Here is a 15,765-nt window from a genome sequence, read left to right on the forward strand (position 1 = left end):
CCCGTAACACTGCCACGCCCTTCTTCATTCCGAGACACCCGTTCCGATCCGCGAGACGACTGCGTCCCAGTGGCCGGGCAGCGTCTCCCAGGCATCGGTCCGTCCGCCGTGATCCGTGCGGTCGGTGAAGTAGATCGTGGCCGCGCCCTGCCAGTGTGCGATGCGCAGCGCCTCGTCGAGATGACCGCGCGGTACCCCGTGCACGAAGTGGCAGAAGCGCTCGGGCGGATAGTCGGCGGTCCACTCGGCCACCTGCGACCAGCGGTAGTCGCTCCAGGCGCCGGAGAAGGTCACCAGTTGGTCGGCGTTCTCGGCATAGCCGGGGTGCGGGTGGGTGCCGGGGCCGAGGACGATGTACGGATCGTCGAGGAGCGCGCGGAGTGTGCCGACCGTGCGGCGGACCTCGGGAAGCGCGGCACGCTCGCTGGGGCAGCGGTGCAGGAGGAACCCGCCGACGCGGTACCAGTCGGCATACCGGTGGGCGTCGGAGATCACCTCTCCCACGGCGCGTGCGCCGTAGGTCGCGTCCAGGTGCCCGAGGACGCGCACGCCGGCGTCGCGAAGGCGGCCGACGGCCTCCAGGCAGTGCGGGTCGGGCCGTGTGCCGGGGCCGCCCGCGACATTCAGGACGACCCAGTGCACAGGGGTTCCGGGGCGGGTGAGTGCGCTCCACTCCACGGGAGCGACAAGGGGGTGCGCATAGCCGGGGATGCCGAGGCCGACCTTTAAGTCCGTGCTCGCGGTGTCGGCCGCGGTGCTGGTCAGATGCGGCATGCCGCCTCCATCCAGATGTCGGCGAGGGACTCTTCGAGGTTGATCCGGGGCCGCCAGCCGAGCCGGTCGCGTGCGGTGCGCACATCGGCCTGCTGCCAGCTGCCGCAGCCGTCCGGGTAGGGGTAGGCGACCGGGGCCGCCGGGTCCGGCTCGGTCCTGGGGTGGCCGATGGACGACCTCATCGGTCCGTGCGGGCCGTCGAGTTCGTGCAGCGTGCCGCCGTAACCGGCCACGCGCGCGAGGACGGCGGCGGCGTCGCGCAGCCGGACGGCGCGGCCGGAGCCGATGTTGATGGCGCCCTGTGCGGCGGAGAGCGAGGCGGCGTGCACGGCGCGGGCAACGTCGCGGACGTCGATGAAGTCGCGCTGGACTCCGAGCCCGCCGAGCTTCAGTTCGCCGTCGCCCGACTGCATGGCGCGCCGCATGGCCTCGGCGAGGCGGCCGAGCGGGGACCCGGCGGGGGTGCCGGGCCCCGCGGGCGAGAAGACGCGCAGCACGACGGCGTCGAGGCCGGAGCCGAGGACCAGTTCGGTGGCGGCGAGCTTGCTGACGCCGTACGGGCCGCCCGGGCGCGGTACCGCGTCCTCGGCGGTGGAGGAGCCGGGCTGGCTGGGCCCGTACTCGGCGCCGCAGCCGATCTGCACCAGGCGCGCCCCGCAGCCGCTGCGGCGCAGGGCCTCGCAGACGGTGGCGACGGCGACGGTGTTGTGCCGGGTCAGTTCGCGGGCGCCGCCGCGGGTGGCGCCCGCGCAGTTGATGACGACTCCGGGGTGCACCGCGTCCAGGAAGCGGGTGAGAGCGCCGGGGCTGCCCGAGGCGAGGTCGAACCGTACGTCGGCGTCGTCGCCCCGGCCGAGCGCGGTGAGCTGCACGGCCGGGTCGGCGAGCAGTCTGTCGGCGACGAAACGGCCGAGATATCCGTTGGCTCCGATCAGCAGGACCCTCATCGGGCGGCTCCCGGGGCGGATTCTCCGGTTCGGGAGGTGATCATCTGGCGTTCTCCTTCGGGGTGGTGCCGTGGGTCGGAGGGAGGGCCCGCGGTGTCGGCCCCGCGGGAGGGGTGCACCCGGTGCGAGGGCTGGGCCCTCGGGCGCAGGTCGCGGCTCGCGGCGGTGGGGGGCGGCGCCGTGGGCCGGGTCTCGGGTCGGGGCTCACGGGCCCCGGCGGGGACGGGTCGGGGCTCACGGGCCCCGGCGGGGATGTCGTGGGCCGGTTTGCGGGGCGGAGTCCGGATCGCGGCTCGCAGCCCCTCGCGGCCGCTCGCTTCGGCTCGCGGGCCTCGGCTCGTGGCGCCCGACGGGCATCGCAGGCGTCCGCGGTCTCGGACCGTGCCGTGTGGACATTGCGGATCACGACCCGTGCCACGTGGGTGTCGCGAGTCACAACCCTTGCCGTACGGGTGCCGCGGATCACGCCCCGTGGCAGGCGGGCGTCGCGGGTCACCGCCCGTGTCGTGCGGGCGGGGTCGGTCGGTGGCTGGGGCGGGGCTCATGGTGTCCCGCCCGGTAGGGCATGGGCCGAGGCCCTGGTCAGGGTGCGGGTCGCGTGGATCAGGAGGACGAGGGCGGCGGCGCCGCACACCAGGGCCGGGAGTGCACCCGGCCCCCAGGCGCCGACCATGGTCTCGACGGGCATGGACAGGACCGAGCAGCCGGGCAGGCGGCCCGCGAAGACCGTGGTCAGGGCGGTCGCCTCGACGGCTCCGGCGGCGCCGAGGACGACGGCCGGGGCGTGCGTGAAACCGCGCGCCGTGAGCAGCCGCGCGAGCAGGAGCAGCGCGCCGAGGGCACCCGCTCCGGCGTACGCGGCGGGCTCGCCCAGCACTGCACCGCACAGCGCCAGCAGTGTGCCGAGGGCGCAAAGGAACAGGGCGAACACGCCCAGGAGCAGCGGCCGTACGGAGACGGCGAACTCCTCCAGTCCGCGGCTGGCGGTCAGTCTGCGACGGGCGCGTACGGCGAAGAGGTGGGCGCACCAGGCCGCGGGGGCGCATGCCAGGGCGAGGGCCAGCACCGGCGCGGTGGCCGGTGGCCAGGGGCCGTCGGGGTCGGGGCCGCCGCCGACGGCGGCGCTCAGCAGTCCGTCGCCGAGCAGGGTGTACGCGAGCAGCCAGCAGGTCCACGCACGGGTGCCGTTCGTCGTGCGGTGCGTGGTGGCGAGGGGGCCGTGGCGCAGGGCGACGCGCAGACCGAGCGTCACGGCGAGGGTGCCGGCCGCGGCGACCGCGAGGCGCGGCCTGCCTTCGGTGAGCCGCAGCCCGATCACGGCCGCCGTACACAGGGCGCCCGGCAGCAGGGCGAGCGCGGCCCAGGCGGCGCGCGCGCCGGGGCGTTCCGGGGTCACCGGCCGTGGGGCCGGTTCTCCGTCGCGGGCCACACGCGCGTACATCTCCTCGGCGAGCGAGAACACGTCCCGGTGGCGGAACCGGGCGGCGGTCCGGTCGGTCACGCCGTGTGCCTCCAGGCCCGCCGCGATCTCCAACGGGTCGACGGCGCGTTCGCAGAGTTCGCGGTGCCGGTGCATCAGCGCCTTGACGGGGTCCACGGCACCACGGCGACCGGCGCCGCCGACCTTGAGCGCGTCCCCGGAGACGCCACGCAAGCCGCCGTCCGAACCACCGGGCACACCTTCCCGAATGCCGCCCGAGACGCCGAGCGCACCCTCCAGGATGCCGCCCGAACCGCCGCCCGAACCGTCCCGTCCCGTGCCCGCGTCACCGTCTTCTTCCTGAGGCGGGGCCTCGGACCGCGCATGGCCGAGATCGCTCATCACGCTCCCTCCCCCGCGGACAGCGGAACCGTGGCGCGTACCGGGGCCCCCGCTGCCCAGCGCGGCCGTCCGGCGGCGGTGAGGCGGGCCTCCGTCCAACGGCCCGGCACATGTGCCTCGGCCGGTACGCCGAAGGGCAGCGGGGCTCCCTCGTCGTCCACGACGAGCCGGCGGACCGGGGAGTGCGAGACGATCTCCAGGTAAATGCCGTGAAATGCCGCGACGTTCTGCTCGACGGTGAAGAGTTCGAGGGCCCGCGCGCGGGCCGCCGCGCCGAGGCGTGCGCGCCGCTCGGGGTCGCGCAGCAGCGCCACGCACGCCTCGGCGAGCGCCCTCGGGTTGCGCGGCGGCACCACCAGCCCCGTACCGCCGATGACTTCGACGACCGCGCCCACGTCCGTGGAGACCGTGGCGCGACCGCAGAACATGGCTTCGACCAGGCTGATCGGGAAGCCTTCGACGACGCTGGAGAGGACGACCACGGCGCCGGACGCGTAGGCCTCGGCGAGGTCCGGGGCCTCCGGGCCGCCGATCTCCTCGAAGGACACGGGGTTGTCGCCGACCGCGTGGACGCCCTCCGCCTCGTCGGGGAAGAGCTGGGCGGCCAGCGCCTTGCAGTGGGTCAGGTACTGGGCGCCTTCGGGCCCTTCGGCGGGCGCCCCGACGATCCGCAGCCGGGTCCTGGGCTCCTCCTTGCGGATCTCGGCGAAGGAGTGCAGCAGCGAGATCAGGTCCTTGGCCGGCTCGATGCGGCCGACCCAGACCAGGGTGTCCGGGTCGGTGCGTCCGGCGACGCTCTCCGGGCGCTCGCCCACCTCCGCGAAACGGGAGGCCTCCATGCCGGGGTAGACGGTGCGCAGTTTGGCGCGGTCGGCGCCGCAGCGCTCCTGCCAGCGGCGGGCGTGGGTGTTGCCGGGTGTGATGAGCGCGGCCCGGCGGTAGACCTCGGCGGTCAGCCTGCCGTGGAAGGCGGCGAGCAGCGCCCGTACGGCGGGGGACTCCTCGACGGCGGCGGAGGCCAGGTAGTGCGCCCGCAGTTGCACGCCGTACTCCGTGACCAGCAGCGGCACTCCGGCGAAGTGCCGGGCGAGCAGGCCGGGCAGGGCGGCCGAGCCGCCGGCCGCCGCGTGGCACAGATCGACCGAGCCGAGCCCGTCGTCCTCGTACCAGTCGAGCGAGAGGGGGCGCAGGGCGCGCTCGATGTGGGCGGCGACGGCGAGCAGATCGGGTACGCGGGCGGTGCGTGCGGCGCGCAGCGCGCCGGGCGCGCGACAGGCGCGCTCCAACGCGCGCACGGCGCCCTCGGAGCGCAGTGCCCCGACCAGTCCGCCCTCGTCGCGGGCGAGTTCCGCGAGGCCGTACAGCGCGCTGCCGAAACGGTCCGCCTCAAGGCCGCGAAGGGCCTCCGAGCCGCCGACACCCTCTGAACCACCCCCGGAACCCACCGCTGATCCGCCCGTGAGACCGCCCCCGGAACCCACCCCTGATCCGCCCGCGAAACCGGCCCCGGAACCCACCTCCGCACCGCCCCCGAGACGGACCTCCGAACCCACGCCCGGACCGCCCCCGAACCCAGCCACCAAACCCGCCCCCGGACCGCCCGCGAAACCAGCCGCCGATCCCACCCCCGGACCGCCCCTGGAACGAGCCCCTGAACTTCTCCCGGAGCGAGCCGCCGCATCGCCCACGGGCCCCACGCCGTCGAAGACCCCCGGCCCCCCGCACACCGCCGCCGCCAACTCCCCGAAGCACTCGGCGAAGCGTCGGCGCGCTCGTCGCCCGTGGGACACACCGTCGTCCTCGGCCGTCCAGAGCGGAGCCGTCCGCACCCGGCTGACCTGCGGCGGCAGCGGGATCCAGCCTTCGTCCTCCTGCCGCTCGCTGCGGCTGAGCGCGTAGATGTCGAACTCGTGCTGCCCAAGCCCGCGCACGAGCCGGTCGCACCAGAGCCTGGCGTCACCGCTCACATACGGATAGCCACCCTCCGTAAGCAGTCCGATGCGCACGAGTGCACCCCCGATCTCCCTATGGGGAGCCGCCGTTGACCCGGCGGCTCGCAGCGGGACGAAGGTATGCGGACATGGCGGTGGCGCGACGGACGGTTGTCCATCACGCCACCAAAAGGGGTGAACGGTCGTAACTTTCCCGTGCAGGTCGCGTTTCGTCGCGCTACAGGATCAAGAAGTCACGTTTCGTCACACGGCTCCGACGCCGGCCGTCAGCCGCCTGCGGGCGGTACGCCGTGCTGCCGCGACCTCCGGATCCAGCGCCGGTACGGCGGCCAGCAGCTGTTTGGTGTAGGGGTCCCGCGGCGACTCGTACACCTCGTCGGCGGGCCCGTACTCGACGATCCGGCCGCGCCGCATCACCGCGACCCGGTCGCTGACCTGGCGTACGACCGCGAGGTCGTGTGCCACGAACACCAACGCGAGCCCGAGTTCCCGCTGCAGTTCGGCGAGGAGCGCCACCACCTGGGCCTGCGTGGTGACGTCGAGCGCGGAGACCGGCTCGTCGCAGACGATGACACGCGGATCGGCGGCGAGCGCCCGTGCGATGCCGACGCGCTGGCGCTGTCCGCCGCTGAACTCGTGCGGATAGCGGTCGTAGTGCGCCGCTTCGAGCCCCACGCGCTCCAGCAGTTCCCGTACGCGCCCCCTGATGCGCCCCTCGTCCGGTTCCCCGCGCGCCCGCAGTGGATCGGCGATCGACTCGCCCACGCTGCGCCGGGGGTTGAGGGAGGAGACGGGGTCCTGGAAGACCATCTGGACGTCCGGGCGCACGCCTCCGCCGGGCTCGACCTCCCCGGCCGTCGGCTCCAGCAGCCCCACGAGCATGCGCCCCAGGGTGGTCTTGCCGCTGCCGCTCTCGCCCACGATCCCGAGGGTCTCGCCCCGGTGGACCGTCAGCGACACGTCGTCGACGGCCCTGAACGCCCGCTTCCCGCGCCCGAATTCGCGCCGCAGGCCGGTCGCCCGCAGGACCACCTCCTCGGTCGCCCCGGAGGCGGTGCGCGGCGCGTCCACGCGGGGCACCGCGCCGAGGAGTTCGCGGGTGTACGCCTGCGCGGGCGCCCCCAGGACGGCGCCGACCGGGCCGTGCTCGACCGCCCGCCCGTGCCGCATGACCAGTACCTCGTCGACGCTCTCGGCGGCGACGCCCACGTCATGGGTGACCAGCAGCAGCCCCATCCCGGTCTCCTCGCGCAAGGTGTGCAGGAGGTCGAGGATCTGGGCCTGGACGGTCACGTCGAGAGCGGTGGTCGGCTCGTCGGCGATCAGCAGGTCCGGCGCGCAGGCGAGCGCCATGGCGATGAGGGCGCGCTGGCGCATGCCACCGCTGAACTCGTGCGGACGGGAGCGCGCCCGGCGCGCGGCGTCCGGGATGCCGACCCGGTCGAGCACCTCGACGGCACGCGCGCGTGCGGCGCGTCGGGAAGCCTTCGCATGGACCCGGTACACCTCGGCGATCTGGTCGCCGACGGCGTAGTACGGGTCGAGGGACGACAGGGGGTCCTGGAAGACCATCGCGGCCTTCCCGCCCCGCAGTCGGCGCAGTTCGTCGTCGGAGGCCGCCTGTACGTCCACGCCCGCCACGCGCACCGCACCACCGACGCGCGCGCCCGTGCCCCGGTGCAGCGCGAGCAGCGCGGACGCGACGGTGGACTTGCCGGAGCCGGACTCGCCGACCAGGCCGAGCGCGGCGCCCTTCTCCAGGGTGAAGGAGAGCCCGTCGACGGCACGCAGGTCGCCGAACTCGACCGAGAGGTCGCTGACTTCCACCAGCTTGTCCCCGACCGCCACCGGAGCGTCGCCGGTTTCCGCGCGACTCATGACAGCACCACCCTTCGGTCGGCCACCGCGTACAGCACGTCCGCGACGGCGTTGGCCAGGACCACGAAGAAACCGGTGACCAGGACCATGCCGACGACCACCGGCAGGTCGACGACCTGCACCGCGTGCACGAGTTCGCGCCCGAGGCCCGGCAGTCCGAACATCGACTCGGTGAGGACGGCGCCGCCGATCGCCGATCCGACGTCGTTGGCGTTCAGCGCGATGATCGGCGCGACGGCGCCCCGCAGGGCGTGCCGTCCGATGATCGAGCGCTCCCCCACGCCGTACGCGCGGAAGGTGCGCACATGGTCCTCGGCGAGCGTCTCCAGCATCGAGGCCCGGGTCAGCCGGGCGTACTTGGCGGCCTCGATCAGCGCGAGGGAGAGCCAGGGCAGCAGCAGGTTCCACGCCCACTGCTCGGGGTCCTCGGTGAAGGGCACGTACTGCGGGAAGGGCAGCCACTGCAGCTGCCCGCAGACGACGATCATCAGGACGAGCCCGATGACGAAGACGGGCGTGGCGGTGCCGGCGAGGGTGACGCCGGTGAGCACCCGCTCGGTGATCCGGCCGCGCCGCCACGCGGACAGCACTCCGGTGCCGACGCCGAGGATCAGCCACAGCACCATCGCGCCGAGCACGAGCGAGAGGGTGACCGGCAGCTTCGCCCAGATCAGCTGGGTGACCTGCTGGTCGCTCTGGTACGACAGCCCGAGGCACGGCGCTCCGCAGTGCTCCACGGACGTGCCCGTCGAGTAGTCGTGGCCGAGGAAGATGCCCTGCAGGAAGTGCCAGTAGCGCAGGTACAGCGGGTCGCCGAGCTTCAGCTGCTCGGAGACCTGGTGCACCTGGGCGGGCGAGCAGCGCGGGCCGCAGGTGATCTGCGCGACGTCGCCGGGAGCGACGTAGAAGACGAGGTAGATGATCACGGAGATCGCGAGCAGGGTGACGACGGCTCCGATCAGACGCCGTGCGACGAAACCCGGGAAACCGCTGCCCACCAGGAAACCGCTCACTCCCTTGAGCCGGTTCACCCCCTTGAAGCCACTCACACCCTTGAAGCCACTCACACCCTTGAAGCCACTCACACCCTTGAGGCCGCTCAAGCCGCCGGCGGCGCTCAAGTCCTCCGAGCCACTCGCCCCCTCGGCAACGCTCGCCGCCTCCGAGCCACTCGCCCCCTCGGCAACGCTCGCCCCCTCCGAGGCACCCGCCCCCTCGGCAACACTCAACCCCTCATCGACGCTCAACCCCTCGGCTGCGCTCAACTTCTCCGAGCCGCTCATGCCTTGGCCTCCCGCTTGCGTCCCGTGCCGATACGCAGTCGTGAGGCCGCGCGCGGGTCGAGAGCGGTCCGTACGCCGTCGCCGAGGACGGTCAGCGCCAGCACGGTGATGAAGAGCGACCCCGCCGGCAGCAGCAGGTACTGGGGCGCCGCCTGGTACCAGACGTCGGCCGCGGTGAGCATCTGCCCCCAGGACGGGGTCGGCGGCTTCACGCCGACCCCGAGGAAGCTGAGCGCCGCCTCGACGGTGATGTTCATGGGGACGAGCAGGGCCGCGTAGGTGATGACGGGCGCGGCCAGCGCGGGCAGCAGTTCGCGGCGGGCGACCTGCCAGGAGCCCCAGCCGCTGAGCCGGGCGGCGGCCACGTGGTCGAGTTCCTTGAGCGTCAGCGTGTGTGCGCGCACGATCTTCGCGGTCGAGCCCCAGGCCACCAGGCCGATGATGAGGGCGACCAGGACGGGCCGCGGGAAGCTGCTGGGCACGATCGCGAGCAGCGCGAGGGACATGATCATGAGCGGCATCGCGATGATGATGTCGGTGATCCGGCTCAACAGTTGATCAACCCATTGATTGCCCAGGCCTGCCGCGACGCCGACCACGACGCCTATGAAGACCTGCACCAGGGTGGCCGCGAAGGCGACGCCGAGGGAGACGCGGGCGCCGTACACGAGCCGGGCGAAGAGATCGCGGCCGGTCTGCGGTTCGACGCCGAGCCAGTGGTCGCCGCTGACGCCGCCGAACGAGCCGACGGGCACGCCGCCGCGCGCCGAGTCGATCAGGGCCGGGTGGTAGGTGGTCGGGTCCTGGCCCTCGATCGCCGTGAGCAGCGGCGCGGCGAGCGCGAGCAGGACGAGCAGCGCGACGACGGCCGCCGCGACCAGGGCGGCGCGCTGCGTGCGCAGCCGCCGCCAGAACTGACGGGCCCCCGAGGCCCCCGGGACGGACGCGGGGTCCGTCCCGGGGGCCTGAGAGGCGATGATTGCCTCGCTCACGGCGCTACTTCACCGCGACCTGGGAGATGTCCAGCACGCCGGTCCAGTCGCTGATCACGATGTTCTTGACGGCGCTGCCGTACAGGCGCTTGTAGACGGGGTGGAACAGCGGCACGGTCAGGGCCTGCTCGCCGATCTTCGCGTCCAGTGCGCCCCAGCGCTTGGCGGCCTCGTCAAGGTTCGTCAACTTGTTGATCGCGTCGATCTCGTCGTTGACGGACTTGTCGTCGAGGAAGCCGGTGTTGAAGTTGGCGCCGTCCTTGACGATCTGGCGGCCGTCGAAGATCGGGGCCAGGAAGGGACCGCCGGAGGGCCAGTCGGCGCCCCAGTGGGCGAGGAAGAAGCCCGGCTCGGTCTTGACGCTGTGGATCTTGTCCTTGTAGTCGTTGATCTCCAGGCCCTGGAGCTTGACCGTGATTCCGGCCTTCTTCAGGGCGTCCTGGAGGGCGGTCGCGATCTCCGGGCTGGTCTCGAAGTCCTTGTCGTTGGAGTGCGTGAGCGTGAGCGTGATCCCGTTCGGGTGACCGGCCTCCTTCAGCAGCTCCTTGGCCTTGGCCGGGTTGCCGGACGCGCCCGCCGGGAAGTGGTCGTAGGGCGTGTAGCCGAAGGACTTCTGGTTCGGCAGATAGGTGGTCGCGGCCTCGGCGAGCGACGAACCACCGGCCGCGTTGATCACCGACGTGCGGTCGACGGCGTAGGAGATCGCCTGGCGCACCTTCGGGTCGTCGAACGGCTTCACCTTCGGGTTGAAGGCGATGTAGTTGGTGTAGCCGAAGTGGCCGGTGCCGACGCGCGCGGCCAGCGCCTTGTCACTCGTCACCTTGGCGAGTTCGGCCGGGCCGAGGTTGGTGTCCGTGGTGACGGTGGCGGCGTCCGCGCCCTGGGACGCGGACAGCCGCTGGTTGATCACGGAGGAGTCCAGACCCGACCGTACGTCGATCTTGTCCGGGTAGGCCTTGCGCTCGGCGTCGGTCGCCGCGGACCAGTACGTGTTGCGCTCCAGGGTGAGCCGTTCGCCGTCGTTCTCGTTCTTGACGACCTTGTAGGGGCCGGAGGAGATCGGGTGCTCCTCGTACTTCGTGCCGTTGTCCTTGGCCTGCGGGACCGGCGTGAACTGGGTCTGCGTGGCGAGGTAGGGGAACTCGCCCTCGGGCTTGTTCAGGTGGAAGACGATGGTCAGGTCGTCGGGGGTCTCGATCGAGGCGAGGCCCTTCTTGTCCTTGTACGGCCCCTGGTAGTCGGCCCCGCCGATCAGCCAGTCGCGCAGGTAGGGCGCGCCGCCGGAGAGTTCGGCCGCGAAGGAACGCTCGATGCCGTACTTGATGTCGGCGGAGGTGATCGGCGTGCCGTCCTCGTACTTGAGGCCCTTCTTCAGGGTGTACGTCCATACGGTCGCGTTCGCGTTCGGGCGGCCGGTGTCGGTGGCGAGGTCGGGGACGACCTTGGCGCCGGCGGCGCCGCTCTCGCGGTTGCGCGTGGTCAGCGTACGGAAGACGAGGGAGGGGACGTTGCCGCCGCCGGAGGTGTAGAGGCGCGCCGGGTCGAAGTCCTCCTGCGGGTTGGCGTTGAGGACCGTCAGCGTGCCTCCCTTCCGCGGCTTGGAGTCGCCACCGGCGCCCTTGGCATCGTTGTCCTTGGGCCCGCAGGCGGCGGCGCCCGCTGCCACGACCAGGGCAAGCGAAACGGTCGCCACACGGGCTCTGTTCACGGACGGTTGACGCATCGGAAGACGACCTCTCGAATGATGAGACAGATTGACGAGGTGTGAGACGAAAGTGAACAGACGTCTGCCCCGGCGCCGGGTCGTCAGGTCGTCGAAAAACCCCGGACCGACAGAGTCGAAGTCAGGTCACGGAGAAAGACGGGGAAAGTGGGATCGCGACGCACACGCCGGAGGCGGGCGTCAGCAACAGTCGATGTCGGCCACGCAGAGTGCGGTCACACCGATCAGCGCCAGCTCGATGGCGGCGCGACGGAGGGCATGGCTGGACGACATGCCCAAAAATATGAACGAACTTTCGGTGCATGTCAACGTGACCCAAGTGACTCCGGTCAACCCTCCGTCAACTGGCCGGATAGGGCCACGGGTTGGCCAGACAGTGGATCCCGTCGTGGTCGAGGAACTTGGTCTGCTGCTGCATGACGGGGGCGAGCTCGCCGTCCTTGTCGCAGGTCACATGGCCGTATCCGAGGCGGTGGCCGACCTCGTGGTTGATGAGCATCTGCCGGTAGGGGTGAATCGCGTCACCATAGGTCCGGGAGCCCTGGGCCCAGCGGTACGCGTTGATCATGACGCGCTCGGTGGCGGCCGAGTCGCACGACACATTGTCCTCGGTCGTGTCCAGCCCGGACTTGGCACACCATTCGGCGGTGGTGCCGGGGCTGGCCAGCGTGATCACGAAGTCGGGCTTGCCGGAGTAGATCCGCTCGAAGGTGCGGGCGCCGTTGTGCGCCCAGCTCCGCTTGTCGTTCAGCGTCTTCTGCACGGCCTGCGCGAAGAGCCCGGCATCGAGACCGAGTCCCTGCTCCACGTCCACCCGGTAGGTGTACTTCTGCCCCTTGCCCGGCGCCTTGGCGAACCCGGTGACGGCGTCGAACTTCCCCGAGCCCTTCAGTTTCGGGCCGAGCGCGTACTTCTCGCCCATCTTCTGGTCGTACGTGAGGGTCTTCGCGCTCGGTGTCACGGACGGGGTCGCCCCGGAGCCGCCGGGCGCGGCGGAGCCGAGTGCGTCCAGTCCGCCACCCGCGGTGGACCGGGACTGCGTCTGCGCGGTGGCGTCGTGGCGGCCGGTGGCCACCTGCCCGGCCACCACGACGGCGAGCACGGTGGTGACGGCGGCCGCGGCGATCCCGGTGAACGCCCGCCCCTTGCCGCTCTTCTCCTTGCCCGCGTCCTCCGCGTCCTCCGCCTGCGACAGCGGGCCGTCGACGTCCGCCGGGGACCGGTCGGTGACGGGGGCGTAGGGGTCGTTACGGTGGGCCGCGCGGGGCCGGCGCACGAACAGGTTCCCGTCCGCGTCCTCCGGGTTGCCGTCCTCGCCCTCGTCGAAGGCGTCGACGTAGGCCTGCCGGGGCCCGGTACCGAACCCGGCTCCGGGCTCCTGACGCTGCCTGGGGATGCGGGGGCCCGGAGCCCCGGCGGGCGCGCCCTGGGGGCCGCCACGCGGCATCGCTCGGGGCCCGTTGTACGCGTCCCCCATCGGCCGCGGGCCGCCCTCGAACTCGCCCCAGCCACCGCCTGATTCACGCTGCTCGGGGTGCTCGCCACGCACTCGGGGGACACCGCGGGCCGGGATGCCGTCGGGCAGCCGGGGCACACCTCGGACGGGCGTGCCGTCGGCCATGCGCGGGATGCCGTGCGCCGGGGTGCCGTCGGGCAGCCGGGGCACGCCATGGGCCGGGGTCCCGTCCGGATAACGGGGGACACCCCGCGCCGGAGTGCCGTCCGGATAGCGAGGGACACCCTGCGCCGGAGTGCCGTCCTGGAAACGCGGGAAACCGTGCGCCGGAGTCCCGTCCGGCGCCCTCGGCACCCCGAGGGACGGGGTCCCGCCGGTGGCGGGCCGGCGGAGCCGCGGAGGCAGTGGGCCCAGAGCACCCCGGACGGCTCCCTGCGGCAAACCCGGACCTGGCTCGGGAGCGGTGCCCGGGCCCGTACCCGGCACCGAAGCGGCGCCCGAAGCCGAAGCCGGACCCGAAGCCGGACGCGGCTCCGCGCCGGGTGCCGGAACCTTCGGCAGCTCCCCCGTGTCGCCCTTGCCGGCCCGTCCCCGGCGACTGTGACGTCCCACGCCCCGCCTCAGCCCCTCGCGCCGGTGGTGGCCGGGGAGGTCGATCCGGCCGTGTCCGCCAGGAGTTCACGGAACGCCGCGGCCACCGTCTCCGGGTACTCCATCATCGCGACGTGCCCCGCCTCCGGCAGGGACAGCAGCCGGGAGTCACGGAAGGCACGCGCCGCGCGCTGGGCCATCCGGTAGGCGACGAGCTGGTCGCGGCCGCCGTAGACCAGGAGCGTCGGCGCGAGCACCCGCTCGGCCTGGCGCCACAGCCCGTGCTGGCCACCGAGCGTGTACGCGTTCACCAGGCCGCGCGACGAGCGCGACATGGCGTCCCAGAAGTAGGGCAGGGCGAGCCGCCGCTCCATCTCCTCGACCGCCGCGCGAAACCCCTCGGGCGTCACCATGCCGGGATCGCCGTAACAGAGCGCCGTGACTCCGCGGACGCGCTGCTCGGCGCTCCAGTCCTTGGTGAGCCTGGTGAACAGCCGTGCCACGCCGGGCACCGAGAGCAGCGCGGTCGGCCACGCGGTGCGCTGCGCCCGGATCTCCGGCAGCGCGGGCGAGATCAGCGTGAGCGTACGGACCAGATCGGGGCGTACGGCCGCGACGCGTGTCGAGACGGCCCCGCCGAGCGAGTTCCCGAAGAGATGTACGGGCCCGCGCTCGGCCGCGTCGAGATAGCGGATGACCGCGCGCGCATGCCCGGTGACGGAGTAGTTCCCGTCGTCCGGCGGCGGCGAGTCTCCGAAGCCCGGCAGATCGAGGGCCTCGCTGTCCACGATCTGGTCGAGCAGCGGCATCAGCGCCGACCAGTCCTGTGAAGAACCGCCCAGGCCATGGACGTACAAGGCGGGCGGCAGTCCTTCGGTCACCGGCGGTCTCGAACGCACGGTCAGCGTGATCCCGGGCAGACCGACCGATCGCAGCCGCTCCCCCGCGGCGACCCGGACGGTCCCGACCCTCGGCGTGACGGTGGTGGCCAGCGCGGCGGGCAGCTCGGTCGAAGACATGCGGCAATGTTACGAGACCATCACGCAGTGGCTCATGTGTTCGCCATCACAGATGGCACCTGGATTACATAGCGCCCCGATCGAGTGTCTCCTAGGCTTCAGACGAGGGCACTCGTACGTACATCAGGAGCCGTACATCAGGAGCGCACTCGCACCGCTCGGGAAGAGGAATCATGACAGTCGACCCGACAGACCCCGAGACCTTCGACGACCGGTTCCGGGAGATCCTTGACCCTGAGGCCCCGGAGGCGGACCTCGCCGAGCAGCTCAGCGAACTGGACCCGGTGGACGACATCGACCCGGAACCCCCCGGCGACCCCCTCAACGCCGACGAGGCGGATCTCGCCGAGCAGGCCAGGGTCGTCCGGCTCAACGAGGACGACTACAGGTGACGCCCCGGGCGACGCGATCACCGGAACGCCACTGACCGAGGCGGTCGCGATCCGGCCGGCCGAGGCGGCATGGCGTCCCCCTCACCCCGTTCCGCACCCTCTGCGCCACTATCGCCCGCGTCCGGTCCGTGAAATTCTGCGCTCGCACCGCGCACAGCAGGGTTACCGAAAAGTACGATGACGGCGCGGCGCACACCGCACGTGGACAATTTTGGGAGGCGGCGTGACAGCCATCGAGCAGACAGAGGCGGCACGCCCGCGGGGCACTCGCCTGCCGCGCCGTGCCCGACGCAACCAGCTCCTCGGCGCCGCCCAGGAAGTATTCGTTGCGCAGGGGTATCACTCGGCCGCCATGGACGACATCGCCGAGCGCGCGGGCGTCAGCAAGCCGGTTCTCTACCAGCACTTCCCGGGCAAGCTCGATCTGTATCTCGCCCTCCTGGACCAGCACTGCGAGTCACTGCTGCAGGCCGTACGGACGGCACTCGCCTCCACCACGGACAACTCACTGCGCGTCCGCGCCACGATGGACGCCTACTTCGCGTACGTCGAGGACGACGGCGGCGCCTTCCGGCTGGTCTTCGAGTCGGACCTGACGAACGAGCCGGCGGTCCGTGAGCGCGTCGACAAGGTCACGCACGAGTGCGCCGAGGCGATCTGCGACGTCATCGCGGAGGACACCGGTCTCTCGCGCGCCGAGTCGATGCTCCTCGCCTCGGGGCTGGGCGGTCTGGCCCAGGTGGTGGCCCGCTCCTGGCTGCACAGCGACCGCAGCGTGCCGCGCGACCAGGCGGTCCAGCTGCTGACCTCGCTGGCCTGGCGGGGCATCGCGGGCTTCCCGCTGCACGGCACCGATCACCACTGACCGCCGCCGACCGCCGCTTTGTTCCCACCCACTGTTCGCTCTTGGCGTTCTCGGGCGGAGCGTGCACGTCC

At 72.3% G+C, this 15,765-nt stretch carries 13 protein-coding genes; 2 read left to right on the forward strand and 11 right to left on the reverse strand.

The window, feature by feature from the left end; genetic code table 11:
- Positions 1-24 precede the first annotated feature (24 nt).
- The 11 genes from RV986_RS18065 to RV986_RS18115 form a co-directional block, all read right to left on the reverse strand.
- Positions 25-774 (reverse strand): spherulation-specific family 4 protein, encoded by a 750-nt coding sequence (locus RV986_RS18065; protein WP_475918389.1) that lies wholly within the window; start codon positions 772-774, stop codon positions 25-27.
- Positions 762-1,721 (reverse strand): NAD-dependent epimerase/dehydratase family protein, encoded by a 960-nt coding sequence (locus tag RV986_RS18070; protein ID WP_475918390.1) that lies wholly within the window; start codon positions 1,719-1,721, stop codon positions 762-764. Before RV986_RS18070 ends, RV986_RS18065 begins: the two co-directional genes overlap by 13 nt.
- Positions 1,722-2,262: 541 nt before the next feature.
- Positions 2,263-3,543, reverse strand: coding sequence for a hypothetical protein (locus RV986_RS18075; protein ID WP_475918391.1), 1,281 nt, complete (start codon positions 3,541-3,543; stop codon positions 2,263-2,265).
- On the reverse strand, positions 3,543-5,549 hold the full coding sequence (locus RV986_RS18080) for a DUF3492 domain-containing protein (RefSeq protein WP_475918392.1): 2,007 nt from the start codon (positions 5,547-5,549) through the stop codon (positions 3,543-3,545). The genes RV986_RS18075 and RV986_RS18080 overlap by 1 nt, the downstream gene beginning before the upstream one ends.
- Positions 5,550-5,738: 189 nt before the next feature.
- A complete protein-coding gene (locus RV986_RS18085; RefSeq protein ID WP_475918393.1) occupies positions 5,739-7,373 on the reverse strand; it encodes a dipeptide ABC transporter ATP-binding protein in 1,635 nt (544 codons plus the stop codon).
- Positions 7,370-8,386 (reverse strand): ABC transporter permease, encoded by a 1,017-nt coding sequence (locus RV986_RS18090; RefSeq protein ID WP_475924320.1) that lies wholly within the window; start codon positions 8,384-8,386, stop codon positions 7,370-7,372. Before RV986_RS18090 ends, RV986_RS18085 begins: the two co-directional genes overlap by 4 nt.
- 266 nt (positions 8,387-8,652) lie before the next feature.
- The gene (locus RV986_RS18095; RefSeq protein ID WP_475918394.1) at positions 8,653-9,648 is read right to left on the reverse strand and encodes an ABC transporter permease; all 996 of its coding nucleotides are present in this window, start codon (positions 9,646-9,648) and stop codon (positions 8,653-8,655) included.
- 4 nt (positions 9,649-9,652) lie between these two features.
- Positions 9,653-11,371: an ABC transporter substrate-binding protein gene (locus RV986_RS18100; protein ID WP_475918395.1), complete on the reverse strand. Its 1,719-nt coding sequence runs from the start codon at positions 11,369-11,371 to the stop codon at positions 9,653-9,655.
- A gap of 180 nt (positions 11,372-11,551) precedes the next feature.
- Positions 11,552-11,644 (reverse strand): Ms4533A family Cys-rich leader peptide, encoded by a 93-nt coding sequence (locus RV986_RS18105; protein WP_475918396.1) that lies wholly within the window; start codon positions 11,642-11,644, stop codon positions 11,552-11,554.
- Between the two features lie 67 nt (positions 11,645-11,711).
- Positions 11,712-13,439, reverse strand: coding sequence for a DUF3152 domain-containing protein (locus RV986_RS18110; RefSeq protein ID WP_475918397.1), 1,728 nt, complete (start codon positions 13,437-13,439; stop codon positions 11,712-11,714).
- A gap of 8 nt (positions 13,440-13,447) precedes the next feature.
- On the reverse strand, positions 13,448-14,437 hold the full coding sequence (locus RV986_RS18115; RefSeq protein ID WP_475918398.1) for an alpha/beta fold hydrolase: 990 nt from the start codon (positions 14,435-14,437) through the stop codon (positions 13,448-13,450).
- Between the two features lie 173 nt (positions 14,438-14,610).
- On the opposite strand from RV986_RS18115, the gene RV986_RS18120 reads away from it, so the two are divergent.
- Together RV986_RS18120 and RV986_RS18125 are read left to right on the forward strand one after the other, a co-directional pair.
- On the forward strand, positions 14,611-14,829 hold the full coding sequence (locus tag RV986_RS18120) for a hypothetical protein (RefSeq protein WP_475918399.1): 219 nt from the start codon (positions 14,611-14,613) through the stop codon (positions 14,827-14,829).
- Positions 14,830-15,052: 223 nt separating this feature from the next.
- A complete protein-coding gene (locus RV986_RS18125; RefSeq protein WP_148010337.1) occupies positions 15,053-15,694 on the forward strand; it encodes a TetR/AcrR family transcriptional regulator in 642 nt (213 codons plus the stop codon).
- The last annotated feature ends 71 nt before the right edge of the window (positions 15,695-15,765 follow it).

The organism is Streptomyces sp. RLA012, from assembly GCF_056270325.1.

Bases quoted from the DNA above. Each gene is read 5' to 3' on its own strand.
- RV986_RS18070 (WP_475918390.1), bottom strand. From the start codon at position 1,721: ATGAGGGTCCTGCTGATCGGAGCCAACGGATATCTCGGCCGTTTCGTC.
- RV986_RS18075 (WP_475918391.1), bottom strand. From the start codon at position 3,543: ATGAGCGATCTCGGCCATGCGCGGTCCGAGGCCCCGCCTCAGGAAGAA.
- RV986_RS18065 (WP_475918389.1), bottom strand. From the start codon at position 774: ATGCCGCATCTGACCAGCACCGCGGCCGACACCGCGAGCACGGACTTA.
- RV986_RS18120 (WP_475918399.1), top strand. From the start codon at position 14,611: ATGACAGTCGACCCGACAGACCCCGAGACCTTCGACGACCGGTTCCGG.
- RV986_RS18100 (WP_475918395.1), bottom strand. From the start codon at position 11,371: ATGCGTCAACCGTCCGTGAACAGAGCCCGTGTGGCGACCGTTTCGCTT.
- RV986_RS18115 (WP_475918398.1), bottom strand. From the start codon at position 14,437: ATGTCTTCGACCGAGCTGCCCGCCGCGCTGGCCACCACCGTCACGCCG.
- RV986_RS18085 (WP_475918393.1), bottom strand. From the start codon at position 7,373: ATGAGTCGCGCGGAAACCGGCGACGCTCCGGTGGCGGTCGGGGACAAG.
- RV986_RS18105 (WP_475918396.1), bottom strand. From the start codon at position 11,644: ATGTCGTCCAGCCATGCCCTCCGTCGCGCCGCCATCGAGCTGGCGCTG.